Raw genomic sequence first — 15712 nt, forward strand, 5'->3', positions numbered from 1 at the left:
TCAGCCGTTACACTGGATTACGAGAGATTTGAAAGTCATCCTGGCCACGCGGAACCGGAAAAAGGTAGAGGAGTTCCAGCGGGTGCTGGAAGGCGCTTCCGTTGAGTTGCTGGATCTTAGGCAGTACCCTCGGGCGCCGGAGGTGGTGGAGGATGGGGCGACGTTCACGGAGAACGCCGTCAAGAAGGCGCTTCAGATAGCACGGTTTACCGGCCTCTCCGCACTGGCGGATGATTCGGGGCTGGAGGTGGATGCCCTGGGAAAGCGACCGGGAGTCCACTCCGCCCGCTACGCGGGGCCGGATGCCACGGACCGGCAAAACCTTGAAAAATTGTTGTTGGAGTTGCGGGAATGCCCTGCATCGGTACGCACGGCCCGTTTCGTGTGCGTTTTGGCGCTGGCGGACCCTTTCGGTCGCACCCGTCTTTTTGAGGGGCGCGTGGAGGGTCGGATTGCGCTGGAGCCACAGGGAAGGAACGGATTCGGCTACGATCCGGTGTTTGTTCCAGAGGGTGAAGAGAGAACCTTTGCCTGCATGTTGCCGGAAGAGAAGGATGCTATGAGCCATCGGGGACGCGCCATCGCCTCTCTGGTTGTGGCGCTGCACGATCATAACGGGTCGGTATTGGCCTGATTCTTTTAGCTGAGGAGGAACATTCATGTCCAGATTGGTACCCCCCCATGGCGGAGGTCCATTGAAGCCGTTGCTTTTAGAGGGCAATGCCCTGGCCGAGGGCAAGCGCAAGGCGGAAACCCTCAAACAGGTGCGCATGACATCCCGCGAGACTTGTGACCTGATCATGCTTGGCATCGGCGCCTTCACTCCCCTGGAAGGGTTCATGGGGAAAACGGATTGGCAGTCAGTCTGCGATACCACCCGGATGGCCAACGGTCTCTTCTGGCCGATTCCCATCACCCTGTCGGTGAGTGAAGCTCAGGCCGATGACCTTGCCGTTGGCCAGGAGATTACCCTGGTGGACGACGAAACCAATGAAGTCATGGGCCTGATGCGCATCCAGGAGAAGTATGCCTATGACAAACAGCACGAGTGCCGGAGTGTGTTCCAGACCGATGACATGGAGCACCCGGGCGTGCAAAAGGTCATGAATCAGGGGGCGATCAATCTGGCCGGGCCGGTGCAAGTCCTCTCCGAAGGGGAGTTTCCTGCGAAATACCCCAGCATTTACAAAAGACCGGCTGAGACACGCGCCATCTTCGAGCAGAAAAAGTGGAGCCGGGTGGCTGCCTTCCAAACCCGCAATCCCATGCATCGTTCCCACGAATATCTGGCCAAGATTGCCATTGAAACCTTGGATGGCGTTCTGATCCACCAGATTCTGGGCAAGCTGAAAGCGGGTGATATCCCGGCTGAGGTCCGCGCCGAGGCTATCGATCTGCTCGTGGAGAAATATTTTGTTGCTGACACGGCCATCCAGGCAGGCTACCCTATGGAGATGCGTTACGCCGGTCCGAAAGAGGCTCTCCTGCACGCGGTCTTCCGGCAGAATTATGGGTGTTCGCACCTGATCGTGGGACGCGACCATGCCGGCGTTGGTGACTACTATGGCCCCTTCGATGCCCAATACATTTTCGATCAGGTGTCTGAAGAGGAGTTGCAGACCCGCCCCTTGAAGATCGATTGGACCTTCTACTGCTACAAGTGCCACGGCATGGCCTCCATGAAGACCTGCCCACATGGCAAGGACGACCGGCAGTTGCTCTCCGGAACCAAATTGCGCAAGATGCTTTCGGAGGGTGAGACTGTTCCCCCTGAGTTCAGCAGGCCTGAAGTACTCGAAGTTTTGCAGCGTTATTATGCCTCCCTGAATGAGGGTGACAAAGTGGAAGTCAAACTCCACCGGGCGGCAACTGGCTAAGGATCATTCATTCAAATCACAAACATCATTCGAGGAGGCGATGCAATGCCAAGTTTCGTAAAGATGGAGAAGTGCGACGGCTGCAAGGGGCAGGACAAGACAGCCTGTATGTACATCTGCCCGAACAACCTGATGAAGTTGGACAAGGGCCGGATGAAGGCCTTCAACCAAGAGCCCGAGCAGTGCTGGGAGTGCTACTCCTGCGTGAAGATCTGCCCCCAACAGGCCATCGAAGTGCGTGCCTACGCGGATATCGTCCCCATGGGTGGCGCTGTGATCCCGCTGCGTGCTTCCGATTCCATCATCTGGTCCATTCAGTTCCGCAACGGCAACACCAAGAAGTTCAAGTTCCCCATCCGGACCACGGCGGAAGGTTCCATCGACCCGTACAAAGGCAAGCCGGCTGCGGACATCTCCAAGCTGGACAAACCTGGGTTTTTCAACTTCACCGGACCCCTGCCGACCATCTGAGGTCCAATCGGTCAGGTGTCTAGGGAACGACCATAATAAGAGGAGTGAAGCAGGATGGGAACTTTCGGGAATCCGGATATCGTTGAAGTTGAAACAGACATTTTGATCATCGGTGGTGGTATGGGCGCCTGCGGCGCGGCCTACGAAGTCATGCGCTGGAAGCCGGATCATATCCGGGTTCGCCTTGTCGACAAGGCTGCCATGGAGCGCTCCGGCGCCGTGGCCATGGGTCTGTCGGCCATCAACACCTACCTTGGCGAGAACAATCCCGCCGACTACGTGAAGATGGTCTCCAACGACCTGATGGGTATTGTGCGCGATGACCTGATTTTCGATGTGGGTCGTCACGTGGACAACTCGGTGCATCTGTTTGAAGAGTGGGGCCTGCCCATTTGGAAACAGCCCGGTGATGAAGATAAAGCTTTGAAGGATGGCGGCAAGCCGGTTCGTTCCGGCAAATGGCAGATCATGATCAACGGCGAGTCCTACAAGACCATCGTCGCGGAAGCTGCCAAGAAGGTTCTGGGCATGGATAACATCCAGGAGCGCGTTTTCATCGTGAAATTGCTGCTGGACTCCAAGGTTGAGAACCGGGTGGCCGGCGCCGTCGGCTTCTCCAATCGCGAAGACAAGATCTACGTCTACAGCGCCAATGCCATCCTCCTGGTGGCCGGTGGCGCCGTGAACGTGTTCCGTCCCCGGTCGGTTGGCGAAGGTTTGGGCCGTACCTGGTATCCGGTGTGGAATGCCGGTTCGACCTACGCCATGGCTGCCCAGGCCGGCGCCGAGTTGACCATGATGGAAAACCGGTTCGTCCCCGCCCGCTTCAAGGACGGCTACGGTCCGGTCGGCGCATGGTTCCTGCTGTTCAAAGCCAGAGCCACCAACGGCAAGGGCGAGAACTATCTTGAGATCAACAAGGCCATGCTGGATGACTACCCCCCCTACGGGAAGTCGCATGTTCCGGCTACCTGCCTGCGCAACCATCTGATGATGAAAGAGCAGAAAGAGGGTCGCGGTCCCATCCTGATGCGGACGGATACCGCCCTCCAGGCCCTGGCCAAATCCTACGAGGAAGAGTTTGGTCCCAAGGAAGCCAAGAAGAAGATCAAGCACCTGGAAGCCGAAGCCTGGGAAGACTTCCTCGATATGTGTATCGGTCAGGCCGGGGTGTGGGCCGGTGAGAACATCGAACCGGAACTCAAACCCTCCGAGCTGATGCCCACCGAGCCGTACTTCCTCGGTTCCCACTCCGGCTGCTGCGGCATCTGGGTGAGCGGCCCCGAAGATCTCGCCCCCAAAGAGTGGTGCTGGGGCTACCGTTCCATGACCACGGTCAATGGTCTCTTCACCGCCGCTGACGGTGTGGGCGCCTCTGGCCACAAGTTCTCCTCCGGCTCCCATGCCGAAGGCCGTATCGCCATCAAAGGCGCTTTGAAGTGGGTTCTCGACCACAAGGATTACAAGCCCTCCTTGAGCCGGTCGCCCAAGGATCTGGCCGAAGAGATCTACGCTCCGGTCCGGACCTATCTGACCCACAAGGATTATACCACCGCTGTGGATATCAATCCCAACTACATCACCCCCAAGATGCTTCAGTTCCGCCTGCAGAAAATCATGGACGAGTACGTGGCCGGCGTCAGCACCGGTTATGTGACCAACGAAGCCATGATGAACATCGCTGTGTCCAAGATTCAGGAGTTGAAGAAGGACTCCGAAAAGATGATGGCCCGCGACCTGCACGAATTGATGCGCGCCTGGGAAAACTATCACCGTATCTACGCCGGCGAAGCCCATCTGCGCCACATGCTGTTCCGCAAAGAGACCCGCTACCCCGGCTTCTACTACAACATGGACTACAACTTCGTCGACGAAAAGAACTGGAAGTGCTTCGTCAACTCGAAGATCGATGTCAAGACGGGTGAGTGGACGGCCTTCAAGAGGGAGCACAAGGATCTCGTTCCCAAGTGAGGACAGGTCGATTATGGTCGGGATGGCGGTGTGCGCCATCCCGACTGCACTTTGGTCCGTATGCGATGGGAAGGGCTCTCTTTGCTCTTGCCCGTATGTGAGTCATGGGCGCCGTTTTGGCGCCTTTTTTTTTGTGAATAGAGGATTGTCACATGACAGACGAGAGCAGCAAACCCATAGACCAGCAGGAGTGGGAGCGGGTTCTGGCCCTGGATGAAGAGATGCGCGACATGCCCCGGGAGACGCGCAACGTCTTGCAACCGGTCAAATTGTCGGGGAAAGACAATATGCGTTTTCGTTGTCATCCCGGGATTTCCTGTTTCAACGCCTGTTGCCAGAATGTCGAAATTGTTCTGACGCCCTATGATCTGTACCGGCTCCGGCACCGCATGAACATGTCCGCCGAGGATTTTTTGCACACTTTTGCCATACCCACCACGTTGGCCAAAGGGCAGCTGCCCGTTGCGCTGATCCGGATGGATGCGGAAACAGGACGTTGTCCATTCAATCGTCCCGAGGGGTGCTCGGTCTACAGTGATCGTCCGGTAACCTGCCGCTACTATCCGATCGGCATGGCCTTGATGCGCCGCCAGGAGAGCCAGATTGGCGAGGATTTTTATTTTCTGATCAAGGAGGATTTTTGCCAGGGACACAAGGAGGCGAAGGATTGGACAGTTCAGGCCTGGCGGGAGGATCAGGGGAGTGATGGATATGACAAGGAGAATCGCAGTTGGATGGAGTTGATCATCAAGCGCCGCTCTGCGGGGGATATGATCCAGACTTCGTTGTCGGTCTCGGAAATGTTTTATATGGCCAGCACGAACCCGGAGGCCATGCGGCGGTTTTTGTTCGATTCAAGCTTCCTGCAACGTTATCAAGTAGATGCGGCGACAGAGGAGAAAATTCGTCATGACGATCTGGCCTTGACGGATTTTGCCCTCAATTGGATGAAGAGCGTTTTGTTCGGCGACTCCTTTGTACCAGTGCGGCCCGAAGTTTTTGAGGATCTCAAACAGAGGCGTTCCCAGGCGAGGGGGGCGCAACCTGCTCCCAAAGAGGAGCCGTAAGCCGTGATCGTCCGTCCTGGTGGATTGCTTGTTCGGGCGGGGCGTTTGTTGCTTATGCGCTATACCTATGGGGGCGATTCCCGGTATAACATTCCGGGTGGAAAACCAGATCCGGGAGAGGATTTGCGTCAATGCCTGATCCGCGAGTTGACCGAAGAGCTGAATCTGCATGTCAAACCCGGCAAGCTGGTTTTTCTGGTGGAGAGTATCGGGGGGGAGCGTGAGGTACTACACCCCCTATTTCATCTGGAGGTGTCGGGCTCAGCTGATCCCCTTTTGAATCAAGATCAGACCTCAGCCCTGGAGGTGTTGTGGTTGGATGCGGTCCAGGTTCGCCAGCTCACCTTGTATCCGCATATTCCAGATGCACTGGCCCGGTGGTTGGAAGGGATAAGCCCGGACACTCCCTATCTCGGGCGTGTGGATCAACCTTGGGCAACATGAGAGGTATCTGTTTCTGATTGGGCGCCGAGAGGTTGAAGATTATATTTAATAATTCACGTTGACACCGACGACACAGGCGTTATGATCGGGCAAGATTGCGCCTTGGTTGGCATAGTTATTTTTTATCTTAAGCGGGTGGTAAGGGGGGTGCAGGGTCTGTCGTTTCGGGGACTCTGTGGTGGTCGGACGAGAGGTTGAAATAGGTAGGAGACTACGATGGCTGTCATCAGGAATCTGTTGGCTCTTCTGGGCTTCCTCGGTTTGCTCGCCGGGGGCGTGGGCTATGTTGTGGTGGCCCCGGTCATGGGAAAGTTTGACCCGGAGTTCATGGGGGTCTACAGCCAGTTTGCTCAAAAGCTTCTGGAAACCGGAGACCCGGGTTCGACCATGGTCTATTCCGTTCCGGTCAAAGAGGGTATTTCGGTCGAAGATGTCAAGGAGTCTTTGAAGAGCCTTGCGGCAGAGCGGAATTTTCTGTTTGTCGGCGAGTCCCCGTTTTACAAACAGGTCGAGGCTACAACCGGAAAGCCTTACCGCCATGTCTCCTTCATGTCGTTCTGCGATGTTAAAGTCGGCAGGGTGATGGCGGACTACAATGATGTTTATACGGCCTTCATGCCTTGCCGTGTTTCGGTCGTCGAGGACAAGGCCAAGCCGGGGAAGTACTGGTTGCATACCATGAGTCTTGATATGATGATTCACGGGGGCAAAGAGTTGCCACCTGAACTCAAGAGGGATGCGCAGCGAATCTGGAAGACCATCCAGGAGATCATGAACGGGGCGGCCACAGGCCAGTTCTGATGGAGGGTGCTCGGTTCTTGTCGATCAGCCCAGGGAGGCGGGCGTTTATCGTCACTAATGACCGGAGGGAGAGATGCAGCTCATGAGAAAACGCATGCTGGTCCTGGCCGCAGTTGTGGTCGGGGGGTTGTGGGGTGGGGCAGCCGTGGCCGGTCCTACATCGGGGATGTTGAGCAACACTTGCGATGGGTGTCATGGTCCCGGAGGCGTGTCGCCTGGGCCATACATGCCGTCGATTGCCGGGATGCCCTACAATTTTTTGAAGCAAATGATGACCGAATTTATGAAGGATGAACGGCCTTCGACCATCATGAGTCGAATCGCCAAAGGATATAGCGATGGCGAGATCGATGAGATTGCCAAGCATTTTGCCGGCCTGAAGTGGGGCGTTAATAACGGAGCTTCCGTCAAGGGAAAGAGCGTCGATCCAGACAAGGCGGAGAAGGGTAAATCTCTGGCCCGGGAGTGCGAAAAGTGTCATGAAGACGGTGGCAAAAAGCAGGATGAAGATACGCCCAGGATGGCCGGGCAGTGGTTGGACTATCTCCAGCTCAAGCTTGGAGAGTACAAGAACGACGAAAAGTATCCTCAGCCCAAGAAGATGAAGACCCAGATTGACAAACTGTCCGTTGAGGATTTGGAAGCGGTCGCACATTACTTCGCCGGCCAGAAATAAAGGGCAAGAGGAGAGAAATACCATGTATGATCTGACCCGTCGTCATTTTGTCAAACTGACTGGTGGTCTTGCTGCCGCAGGTTTGGCGTCTTCGTTCGTGGCTAACCCTGCCCGCGCCGCCGAGGGGAAAAAGCGCGTTGTGGTTGTCGGTGGTGGGTATGGTGGAGTCATCGCCGCCAAGTATTTGCGGAAGGTGGATCCCAATATCGTCGTAACCTTGATTGAAAAAGAGAAGCTGTATTACTCTTGCCCTCTAAGCAACCCGATCATTGTTGGTTTGCGTGATCTGAAAGTGCAAAGATGGGGCTACGACAACCTTGCCAAGCATGGAATCAACTTCATCCAGGATGAAGTGCTGGAGATCGATGTTGCCAAGAGGACGGTCTCCACCGCCAAGAATGCTTCGTTCTCTTACGACAAACTGGTTGTCGCTCCTGGAGTGGAATTCAAGTGGGATGCCATTGAGGGGTACAGCGAGAAAGTCAGCGAAAAAATCCCGCACGGGTGGAAGGCCGGCCCGCAGACCTTGTTGTTGCAGGAGCAGCTCAGCGCCATGAAGGATGGCGATCCCTACATCATCGTGGCGCCACCCAATCCGTACCGCTGTCCCCCCGGTCCCTATGAGAGGGCTGGTCTGGTGGCGTGGTACCTGAAGAAAAACAAACCCAGATCCAAGGTGATCATTCTGGACCCCAAGGATAAATTTGCCAAACAGGGGCTTTTCATCAATGGCTGGAAGGAGCTCGGCTTCAATATCGAGTGGGTCTCCGGCAATGATGGGGGCAAAGTGACCCGTGTCGATGCCAACAACATGTCGGTCCATACGGAGATGCAGGAGTACAAGAGTTCGGCGATCAACCTGATTCCGCCGCAAAAGGCCGGCAAGATTGCCCAGATATCCGGTTTGGCTGACAAGACGGGTTGGTGCCCCGTCAACCAGAAGACCTTCGAATCCACGATCCACAAGGATGTTTACGTGATCGGCGATGCCTGCACGGTGACGGGAGAGATCCCCAAATCGGGGTTTGCCGCCAACAGCGAGGCTAAAATTGCTGCGGCAGCCATCCATGCTTCCTTCAATGGCCAGGGCGAGCCGGATCCGTCTTATGTCAACACCTGCTACAGCCTGCTTTCCCCGGATTATGGTATCTCCGTGGCTGCGGTCTGGGCCTACCGCAATAACGCCATCACCAAGGTTTCCGGCGGCGTTTCACCGGAGAAGGCTTCTGCCGTTTTCCGTAAGCAGGAAGCCATGTATGCCGAAAGCTGGTACCAGAGCATCATGGCCGAAATGTTCTCCTGATCCCTGAGTGAATTGTGCAAAAGAAGCGGGGCGCCCCCCCGCTTCTTTTTTGCGTGGGAATGACCGTGCGGGTTTTCTTGACAGGCCTCGAACGATTGCTCGTGGGGGAGAGGAATTCGGTGGGGCATGTGGATGGTTCTCCTTGACGCTGGGGTGTCTGGTCGTTTATGCAGAGGGGTGGAGTGACATCTGAATGGGATTGGGATATAAAAGGCCACGTTGCGGGTTGTGGTGTTTGCCAGAGAGGATGACATGCAGAATATAGAGCTGAATGATATGAACCGTCGGGACTTTATCCTTACGGCTGGTGCAGCGGGTCTCTGTGTGGTGGCCATGACATCTTTACCGCGTTGGGCAGGTGCGGCGGATATTCAGGCCATGATTGCCGAACATGTCGGGCCCGGCACCCCGGTCATGGAAAAAGTTGAGATCAATCCGCCTGAAAAGGCTGAAACTGGTGCTCTGGTGCGTCTTCCCGTCAAGGTGGAGCACCCCATGGAGTCGGGCAACTATGTCGAATCCGTGAGTGTCTTCGTCGAGGAGAACCCCCGGCCCTTTGTCGGGAAGTTTGAGTTTTTCCCGGAGAGCGGGGTTGTGGACATGGAGATTCGCATCAAAATGGCCAAGAGTTCCAAAGTCCATGTGATCGCCAGAACCAACTCAGGTAAGTTGTACGGCGTCGTCAAGAAGGTGGATGTTGCAGAAGGTGGTTGTGCGGGCTGAGCGGTGGGTCTGATCACCCTTCCCCATTGAACCTGGAGAGATGAATATGTCAGATATCGGAGGACCACGCATCGCCGAGGTCAAGGGTCCGGTGGCGCCCGGAACCATCGTTGAGATCAAGGCGGCCATTCGGCACCCCATGGAGAGCGGCCTGCGCAAAAACAAGGATACCGGTGAGCTTGTTCCGGCGCACTTTATCGAAAAGATCGAAGCCGTGTACCTGGATAAGCCGGTCCTTAAGGCCACCTGGACCGGGAGCATGTCGCAGAATCCCTTTTTCCGCTTCAATCTGAAAGCCACCAAGAGCGGCAAGCTGAAAGTCACCTGGACCGATAACAAGGGCAGCAGTTGGAGTCAGGAGACCGAAATCAAGGTACAGTAGTTGCATTCAAAGATTCAGTCCAAAACCGCCCGGTGGCGTCCGGGCGGTTTTTTTGTTCATACCCGGCGGTTGCCCGGAGATCCCTCGGGCAAGGCCATCACCCATGTGAAGGAGGAGCGGTGTTAGACTGGTTCGAGCGAAGAATGCGCCTTGGCAGTGGTTTGATCGACATCCTCTTTTATGATTTGGTTGCCTTGAGCGATATGGAGTTGCTCCAGGTCGCCGAGGCCAAGGAGGGAGAAATTCTTGTCGTAACACCGGGTTTTGGTGTGGGGGAGATCCGTGTTTATGCCACCGTCGATGCCTTTCTGGAGGCTTGTGGTGGCCAAGTCGGTGTGGATACATTGGTCATCGCCGGAGTGGGCAGCAGTGCTGCGGGCACGGCGGCGCTGGCCAAGAATGTGGCCAACGTATTGGAACGACCGGTGGCAGGAATTGTCTCCAGTCTGGGTTGGCGTGATATCTTCTCTCATGGTATCAAAGGCTTGACGGCTGATAACCTGACGGAGCGCCTGGGATCCACGCTGCAATTTTGGGCCGGACTCGTGCGTGAAGTCACCAACGATGTTTTTTGGGGGCAGATGGTTCGCTTCCGGCTCAAGGGGAGCTATGTCGAAGGCATTCCGGAGTCGGAAATTTTGCTCGATATTCTGCGCCGCAACCAAAAAAACATGCGCACCCTGGTGGGACACAGCAAGGGCAGTCTCAGTATTGCCAACGCCCTGTTTGGACTGCGGGATCAAAGTGCCATCGAAAATCCGCGCATCAACGTGGTGACCTTTGGCTGCGGTGTGAACGTGCCCAATTCCTATCAAAACTTGTTCCAATACATTGGCACCTGGGACATGTTGGGTATCACCAACACCACGGCCAAGGGTGAGTTGTGGCGGGGGCTCAACTGGGTGTGGTTCAAGGGACACGACACCAATAGTCTCAATCAGTTTCATCTGCCAGTGGTGGATATTCTCAAGGAGTTGAAGCCGCGTTTGCTCGAAGATGCGTGATGCTTTGGAGCCAGACCCCTGGACCCCAATGCGTTGCCGGGTTCTGAATAGCTGCCTTTTGTTTTTCATGCGTATGGGCTGGTTTTTCTGCGGAGAGGGTGCGGTGACATCGATCCCAGGGTGGAGACCGACTGTTTTGGCGATGTTTGCCACATTGTCGATGATCAGCGTCGCGGTGGCTGAAGAGCCGGTAGTGATGTGGCAGTATCCCCAAAGCCTGCATTGGGATCCCTGGGCCACGGACGCGCATGTGGTGACCATTCCGGGGAACAAGCCATCCAAGGGTCTCGGGGGATTGGGTCTGCCGACCCCTCTCGATCCCGCCGACGTGGAGCAGCTTAAAAAATTTCGCCAGCAAGCCGAGGGTGGGGACGCCGATGGCCAGTATGGCGTGGGATACATGTACTCCCGTGGGCTCGGTGTCAAGCAAGACGACGAAGAAGCCCTGAAATGGTTTCGATTGGCGGCCAAACAGGGGCATATGCGGGCTCACAGCGCCATGGGCTTTATGTATGCTCAGGGCCGTGGTGTGGAGAGGGATGATCGCCAGGCGGTTCGTTGGTACCGGGCGGCTGCCGAACGTGGCGAGGCCGAGGGCCAAATTGGTTTGGGCGGCATGTATTTCAATGGGCGAGGTGTGCCGCGTGACCCGAATCAGGCAGCGGAGTGGTTTCGCAAGGCTGCTGAACAGGGATCCAACCATGGGGCGACCAATCTTGGTCTGCTCTATCTGTGGGGCAAAGGCGTGCCAAGGAGCGCTGCCAACGCAGCCAAATGGTTTCAACAGGCTGCCGACATGGGGGATGAAAACGCACAACGGCATCTCGCGGCTCTTTATGCCGCCGGGAAGGGTGTCAGACGCGACGCCAGGGCGGCCCAGTACTGGAGCCAGAAAGCCTCTGCCCAGGCCCGGGAGCGCGAAAAGAGAGAACCTCCCAAAGAGACGCCTGATCAATATTGGGTGTTTGCCGGGGATGCCGTGATTTTGCCACCGGCAGAACATGCCGCACAGAGAATGCAGATTTTGCCTGTGGGTTCTGCCCCCCCTTCGCCGGGTTTCCGGGTGAAAGGGGAGGGGGACGGGGCTCCCAGGGCAGGTGACCATGTAGAGCTTCCCAGGCTGATGACCCGTTTGCAGCGGATGGCTGAGGCGGGAAACCTGGCGGCCCAGGTCAGCCTTGCCCAACGCCATGCCGATGGCACGGGTACGCCACGCAATGATCTGGAGGCGGCACGTTGGTTCCAAATGGCGGCGGTTCAGGGGGATTCCCATGCCCAACTGACTATGGGTATGCTTTATGCCCAGGGGCGGGGAGTGGATCGCAACGATCAGGAGGCTGTCAACTGGTTTCGCAAGGCGGCGGTGCAAGGGATGCCGGAGGCGCAATATTGGCTCGGTTCCAGTTACGCCCGAGGTCGTGGGGTGGCGCCGGATCTCATGGAGGCAGTGCGCTGGTTTCGGCATGCCGCCGAGCAGAGATATCCCGAAGCTGAATTCGCCCTGGGATGGTTGTACAGTCAGGGCCGAGGAGTCGAAAGCAATCCGGCGGAGGCTTTCGCCTGGTTCACTCTGGCTGCCGGGCATGGTCATCCCAAGGCGGCTGAGGCCAGGGATCAACTGGCTGGCACATTGAGTTCAGCCCAGTTGGCCGCTGCGCAACTTCGGATTCAGGAACAAAAGGGGGACGCCGCACTCTCTCCAACCGCCGTGGCTGCCGTACCGAATGTTGGTCATGGCACATCGGTCACTCCGACGCAGCGCTCTCCGATAAAGTCTGGACGCCATGCCGTCAAGGCCCATGCGGAAAGCGCAAGACGTCTCGGCGATCCATCGGTTCCGCCCAAGGGTAAGGCCACCGCCGTTACCGGCAAGGCTCCCCCCCATGGTGTGACGCCAGAAGAGTCGCCCCCCCTTGTTACCGGCAAGGCTCCCCCCCATGGTGTGACGCCAGCGGAGTCGGCCCCCGCAGTTGCCGCCCAATCCTCGTCCCAAGATGGGATGCCACAGAAAACGACCCCTGCCGTCGAGAACACAACCCCACCACATGCGGATGCTCCGAAACACGCGGCGTCTGGGGTTTCTGAAGCTGTTTCCTCAACCCCCGCAGCGGCAAAAACGCCTCAATCGACCACGACCGGCCAGGCTCCTTCGGTTGCTGTTCCATCGCAATCAGCAGGCACAGGCCATGCGACCAGTAAACGCGATCCAGTGCCGTTTGTTCCCAAAGATGCTGTGCTGACGACACCCAAGAGGACTGGGTCAAGTGCTCCTGCTCCGCATGGAGGCGACCACCAGGGATCTCCGAAAACAGGTACCCCTGGTGGTCAACAGGGTTCACCGGAAAAGGGCCGTTAACCGGTCACGCTCCCCCCTTCTGCAAAATTTCTCCGGAAAACACCCGCATCAGGGCAAAAGCCCTGTTGGCGGTTTTGTTGTGGCAAGAGGCTACCTCTTTGAGGGGGTGTTCGTTGCGTACACCATGGGTTGCACTTTTGGTTACAATGTTGTGACATTATTGTTGCACAATGAGCATGCTCAGAGTAGAATCCGTCTCCGCGAAACGGGCGGGGGGGGGCAATTCTGGAAGAGGAGCGTGCCATGGGTGCGGAAGTGGACCACGACGCTGACCAGTTTGAATTTGTGGATGAGGAGGGGGGTGGCCAATCGGCATGGATGGGTGGTGGTGGTGTGGCCTTGCCTGCGCGGGGCAGGCCATGGAAGGTCGTTTCGGTTGACGATGAGGAGCATGTCAACACACTGACCGAATTTGTTCTCAGAGGGTTTGTTTTTGAGAATCGCGAGCTTGAGATCATCATCGGACACTCTGGCCAGGAGGCGCGGCGTCTGCTTGCCGAACATCCCGATACGGCAGTCTTGTTGATGGACGTGGTCATGGAGAGCGATTCAGCCGGACTTGATACAGTTCGTTATATTCGTGACACATTAAAGAATTCTTTTGTACGCATCATTCTTCGCACCGGGCAGCCCGGTTTGGCGCCGGAACCGGATGTCATCGCCAACTATGATATCAACGACTACAAGGACAAGGTGACGCTCAGCCGGCAGGGGCTTGTCACCTCCATCACCGCAGCGCTGCGTGCCTACAGGGATTTGCGGACTCTGGAGAGCACCCGCAGAGGTTTGAAGAGAATCATTGACGCGACAGGGGATCTGTTTGAGCCGCAATCATTGCGCTGTTTGGCTTCCGGCATTTTGACTCAGTTGTCCGCACTGGTCGGGTTGGGCGGACCCCATGGCGTCGGCCAGATATCCAGTTTCGCTTTTTCCAAAAAACGGGGAAATCATGTTATTTTTGCCGGCTCGGGCCGCTATGAAGATGCCGCAGGTCAAAACATGGCGTCCATTTTGCCCGACAAGGTGCTCAAGCGGATTGAAGTGGGTATACAAACAAAGAAAAGCATGTTTTTTGACGATGCCTATCTCGGGTGTTTCCATTCCAAAGTGGGGCAGGACAGCTTTGTGTATGTTGAAAATGGCCGACCCTTCGTGGAGATGGAGAGGGATCTGCTGGAGGTTTTTTCAACCAACGCTTCATTGGCCATCGACAATGTTTTTTTGAACCGGGAGTTGTTGAATACCCAGAAAGATGTGACATTCACGCTGGGCGAAGTCATTGAAGTCCGCTCGCACGAGGCGGGTCAACATGTCCGGCGCGTGGCGGAAATTTCCCGTCTGCTGGGTACCAAATGCGGCCTGGCGGAGAGCCAGGTCGATATGCTGGCCATGGCCTCGCCCCTCCACGATCTTGGCAAGATCGCCATCCCCGACGCCATCCTGAACAAACCTGGTCGGTATGATGAACAGGAGAGGTTGATCATGGAACAGCACACCGAGATCGGTTACCGGCTGCTCAAGGGATCCAATCGTTCCATTCTTCAGGCCGGGAGCATCATCGCCCACGAACATCACGAAAGATGGGACGGAACCGGGTATCCACGGAAACTTCTGGCCGGAGAGATCCATGTTTTCGGACGCATCACGGCCATTGCCGATGTCTTTGATGCCCTGTCTCACAAACGTTGCTACAAGGAAGCATGGCCCCTGGAGCAGATTTTGGAGCTGCTCGCCCTGGAACGTGGCCGCCAGTTTGATCCCGATCTGATTGATGTCTTTATGAAAAATTCGCAGGAGGCCGTGGAGATACAGGGAGCTTTTACAGACTCTAACCCCTGATGAGGCAGTCGGCGGGGCGAATCCACCCTGTCGACCATGCCGCGAGAGAACTCTGGGCGCAACGGTGGGGGGGCTGCACTGCGCATGATAAGTTAATTTTATTTACAATAAAAATTAATTTTCTTTCTTTGAGCATCCATATTCGGATATTTAATCTCCACGAGTTTATGAACTTTCACTTGAGTATCGTAGAGAACTTTAAAATTTTGTCTTGTTATGTTTTGTGACAACCTGCGTGACAAGGTGCATTGCCTTGTGACAATGAGAGCGTATCTGTCATAAACGTGATGGAGTCAGATTCAATATGTTTCACAAATTTTATTCTTCATCTGTCAAGCCTGTACCAGGAAGGGGCCCGATCCATGTATAAGGGACTCGGGATGTTGCGCCCGTTATTGTGGTGCAGCGCGTTCTTGGTCAGCATAGGGGTGTGGTCAGGGAGTGTGCAGGCTGCGGCAGGGTTTGACCCAGCCCAGAATAGCGATCATCAAGCGCGTTATGAGCGATATATATTTGGTCCAACAGCGGAGACGATCGATTTCGGCATCCAGCCCCTTTGGATGCCGGTTGGAGTCATCCTGGAAACCATGCGCCGGGACTCTCTGTTGCGGGAAGATTTGCGGCGTGCTGGCCGGTCGGTTCGCTTTCACCCTTTTTTCAAAGGGTCGGATATCAACCGATTTTTGCATGCGGGAAAACTGGTTGGCGGCGTGGGAGGAGACCTGCCTGGCATCCATGCCTGTAACTCGATGTTCAAGTTTTTTGAGGCTTGACATATGACGGGGACGCAAAAAGCGG

At 56.1% G+C, this 15712-nt stretch carries 15 protein-coding genes; all 15 read left to right on the forward strand.

Annotated features, from left to right (window positions below):
- Positions 1-28 precede the first annotated feature (28 nt).
- Positions 29-634, forward strand: a complete 606-nt coding sequence (locus HQL63_02085) for an XTP/dITP diphosphatase (GenBank protein MBF0175627.1) — start codon at positions 29-31, stop codon at positions 632-634.
- Positions 635-659: 25 nt separating this feature from the next.
- A complete protein-coding gene (sat, locus tag HQL63_02090; protein MBF0175628.1) occupies positions 660-1877 on the forward strand; it encodes a sulfate adenylyltransferase in 1218 nt (405 codons plus the stop codon).
- A gap of 45 nt (positions 1878-1922) precedes the next feature.
- Positions 1923-2348, forward strand: a complete 426-nt coding sequence (aprB, locus tag HQL63_02095) for an adenylyl-sulfate reductase subunit beta (protein MBF0175629.1) — start codon at positions 1923-1925, stop codon at positions 2346-2348.
- Between the two features lie 54 nt (positions 2349-2402).
- The gene (locus tag HQL63_02100; protein ID MBF0175630.1) at positions 2403-4319 is read left to right on the forward strand and encodes an adenylyl-sulfate reductase subunit alpha; all 1917 of its coding nucleotides are present in this window, start codon (positions 2403-2405) and stop codon (positions 4317-4319) included.
- Positions 4320-4471: 152 nt separating this feature from the next.
- Positions 4472-5386: a YkgJ family cysteine cluster protein gene (locus tag HQL63_02105; protein MBF0175631.1), complete on the forward strand. Its 915-nt coding sequence runs from the start codon at positions 4472-4474 to the stop codon at positions 5384-5386.
- 3 nt (positions 5387-5389) lie between these two features.
- Positions 5390-5830: an NUDIX hydrolase gene (locus tag HQL63_02110; protein ID MBF0175632.1), complete on the forward strand. Its 441-nt coding sequence runs from the start codon at positions 5390-5392 to the stop codon at positions 5828-5830.
- A 216-nt stretch (positions 5831-6046) separates the two neighbouring features.
- Positions 6047-6631, forward strand: a complete 585-nt coding sequence (locus tag HQL63_02115) for a DUF302 domain-containing protein (GenBank protein MBF0175633.1) — start codon at positions 6047-6049, stop codon at positions 6629-6631.
- Positions 6632-6713: 82 nt separating this feature from the next.
- Positions 6714-7307, forward strand: a complete 594-nt coding sequence (locus HQL63_02120; GenBank protein ID MBF0175634.1) for a cytochrome c, class I — start codon at positions 6714-6716, stop codon at positions 7305-7307.
- Positions 7308-7329: 22 nt separating this feature from the next.
- Positions 7330-8610, forward strand: coding sequence for an FCSD flavin-binding domain-containing protein (locus HQL63_02125; GenBank protein MBF0175635.1), 1281 nt, complete (start codon positions 7330-7332; stop codon positions 8608-8610).
- Positions 8611-8862: 252 nt separating this feature from the next.
- Positions 8863-9333, forward strand: a complete 471-nt coding sequence (locus HQL63_02130) for a thiosulfate oxidation carrier protein SoxY (protein ID MBF0175636.1) — start codon at positions 8863-8865, stop codon at positions 9331-9333.
- A gap of 46 nt (positions 9334-9379) precedes the next feature.
- Positions 9380-9715: a thiosulfate oxidation carrier complex protein SoxZ gene (soxZ, locus tag HQL63_02135; GenBank protein ID MBF0175637.1), complete on the forward strand. Its 336-nt coding sequence runs from the start codon at positions 9380-9382 to the stop codon at positions 9713-9715.
- A 119-nt stretch (positions 9716-9834) separates the two neighbouring features.
- Complete coding sequence (locus tag HQL63_02140) at positions 9835-10719, forward strand: hypothetical protein (GenBank protein ID MBF0175638.1); 885 nt, start codon at positions 9835-9837, stop codon at positions 10717-10719.
- Between the two features lie 103 nt (positions 10720-10822).
- Positions 10823-13075, forward strand: a complete 2253-nt coding sequence (locus HQL63_02145; GenBank protein MBF0175639.1) for an SEL1-like repeat protein — start codon at positions 10823-10825, stop codon at positions 13073-13075.
- Positions 13076-13318: 243 nt separating this feature from the next.
- Complete coding sequence (locus tag HQL63_02150; protein ID MBF0175640.1) at positions 13319-14914, forward strand: DUF3369 domain-containing protein; 1596 nt, start codon at positions 13319-13321, stop codon at positions 14912-14914.
- Positions 14915-15276: 362 nt separating this feature from the next.
- A complete protein-coding gene (locus HQL63_02155) occupies positions 15277-15687 on the forward strand; it encodes a hypothetical protein (GenBank protein MBF0175641.1) in 411 nt (136 codons plus the stop codon).
- Positions 15688-15712: the final 25 nt, after the last annotated feature.

It is taken from the genome of Magnetococcales bacterium, assembly GCA_015231175.1.
Taxonomy (GTDB): Bacteria; Pseudomonadota; Magnetococcia; order Magnetococcales; family DC0425bin3; genus HA3dbin3.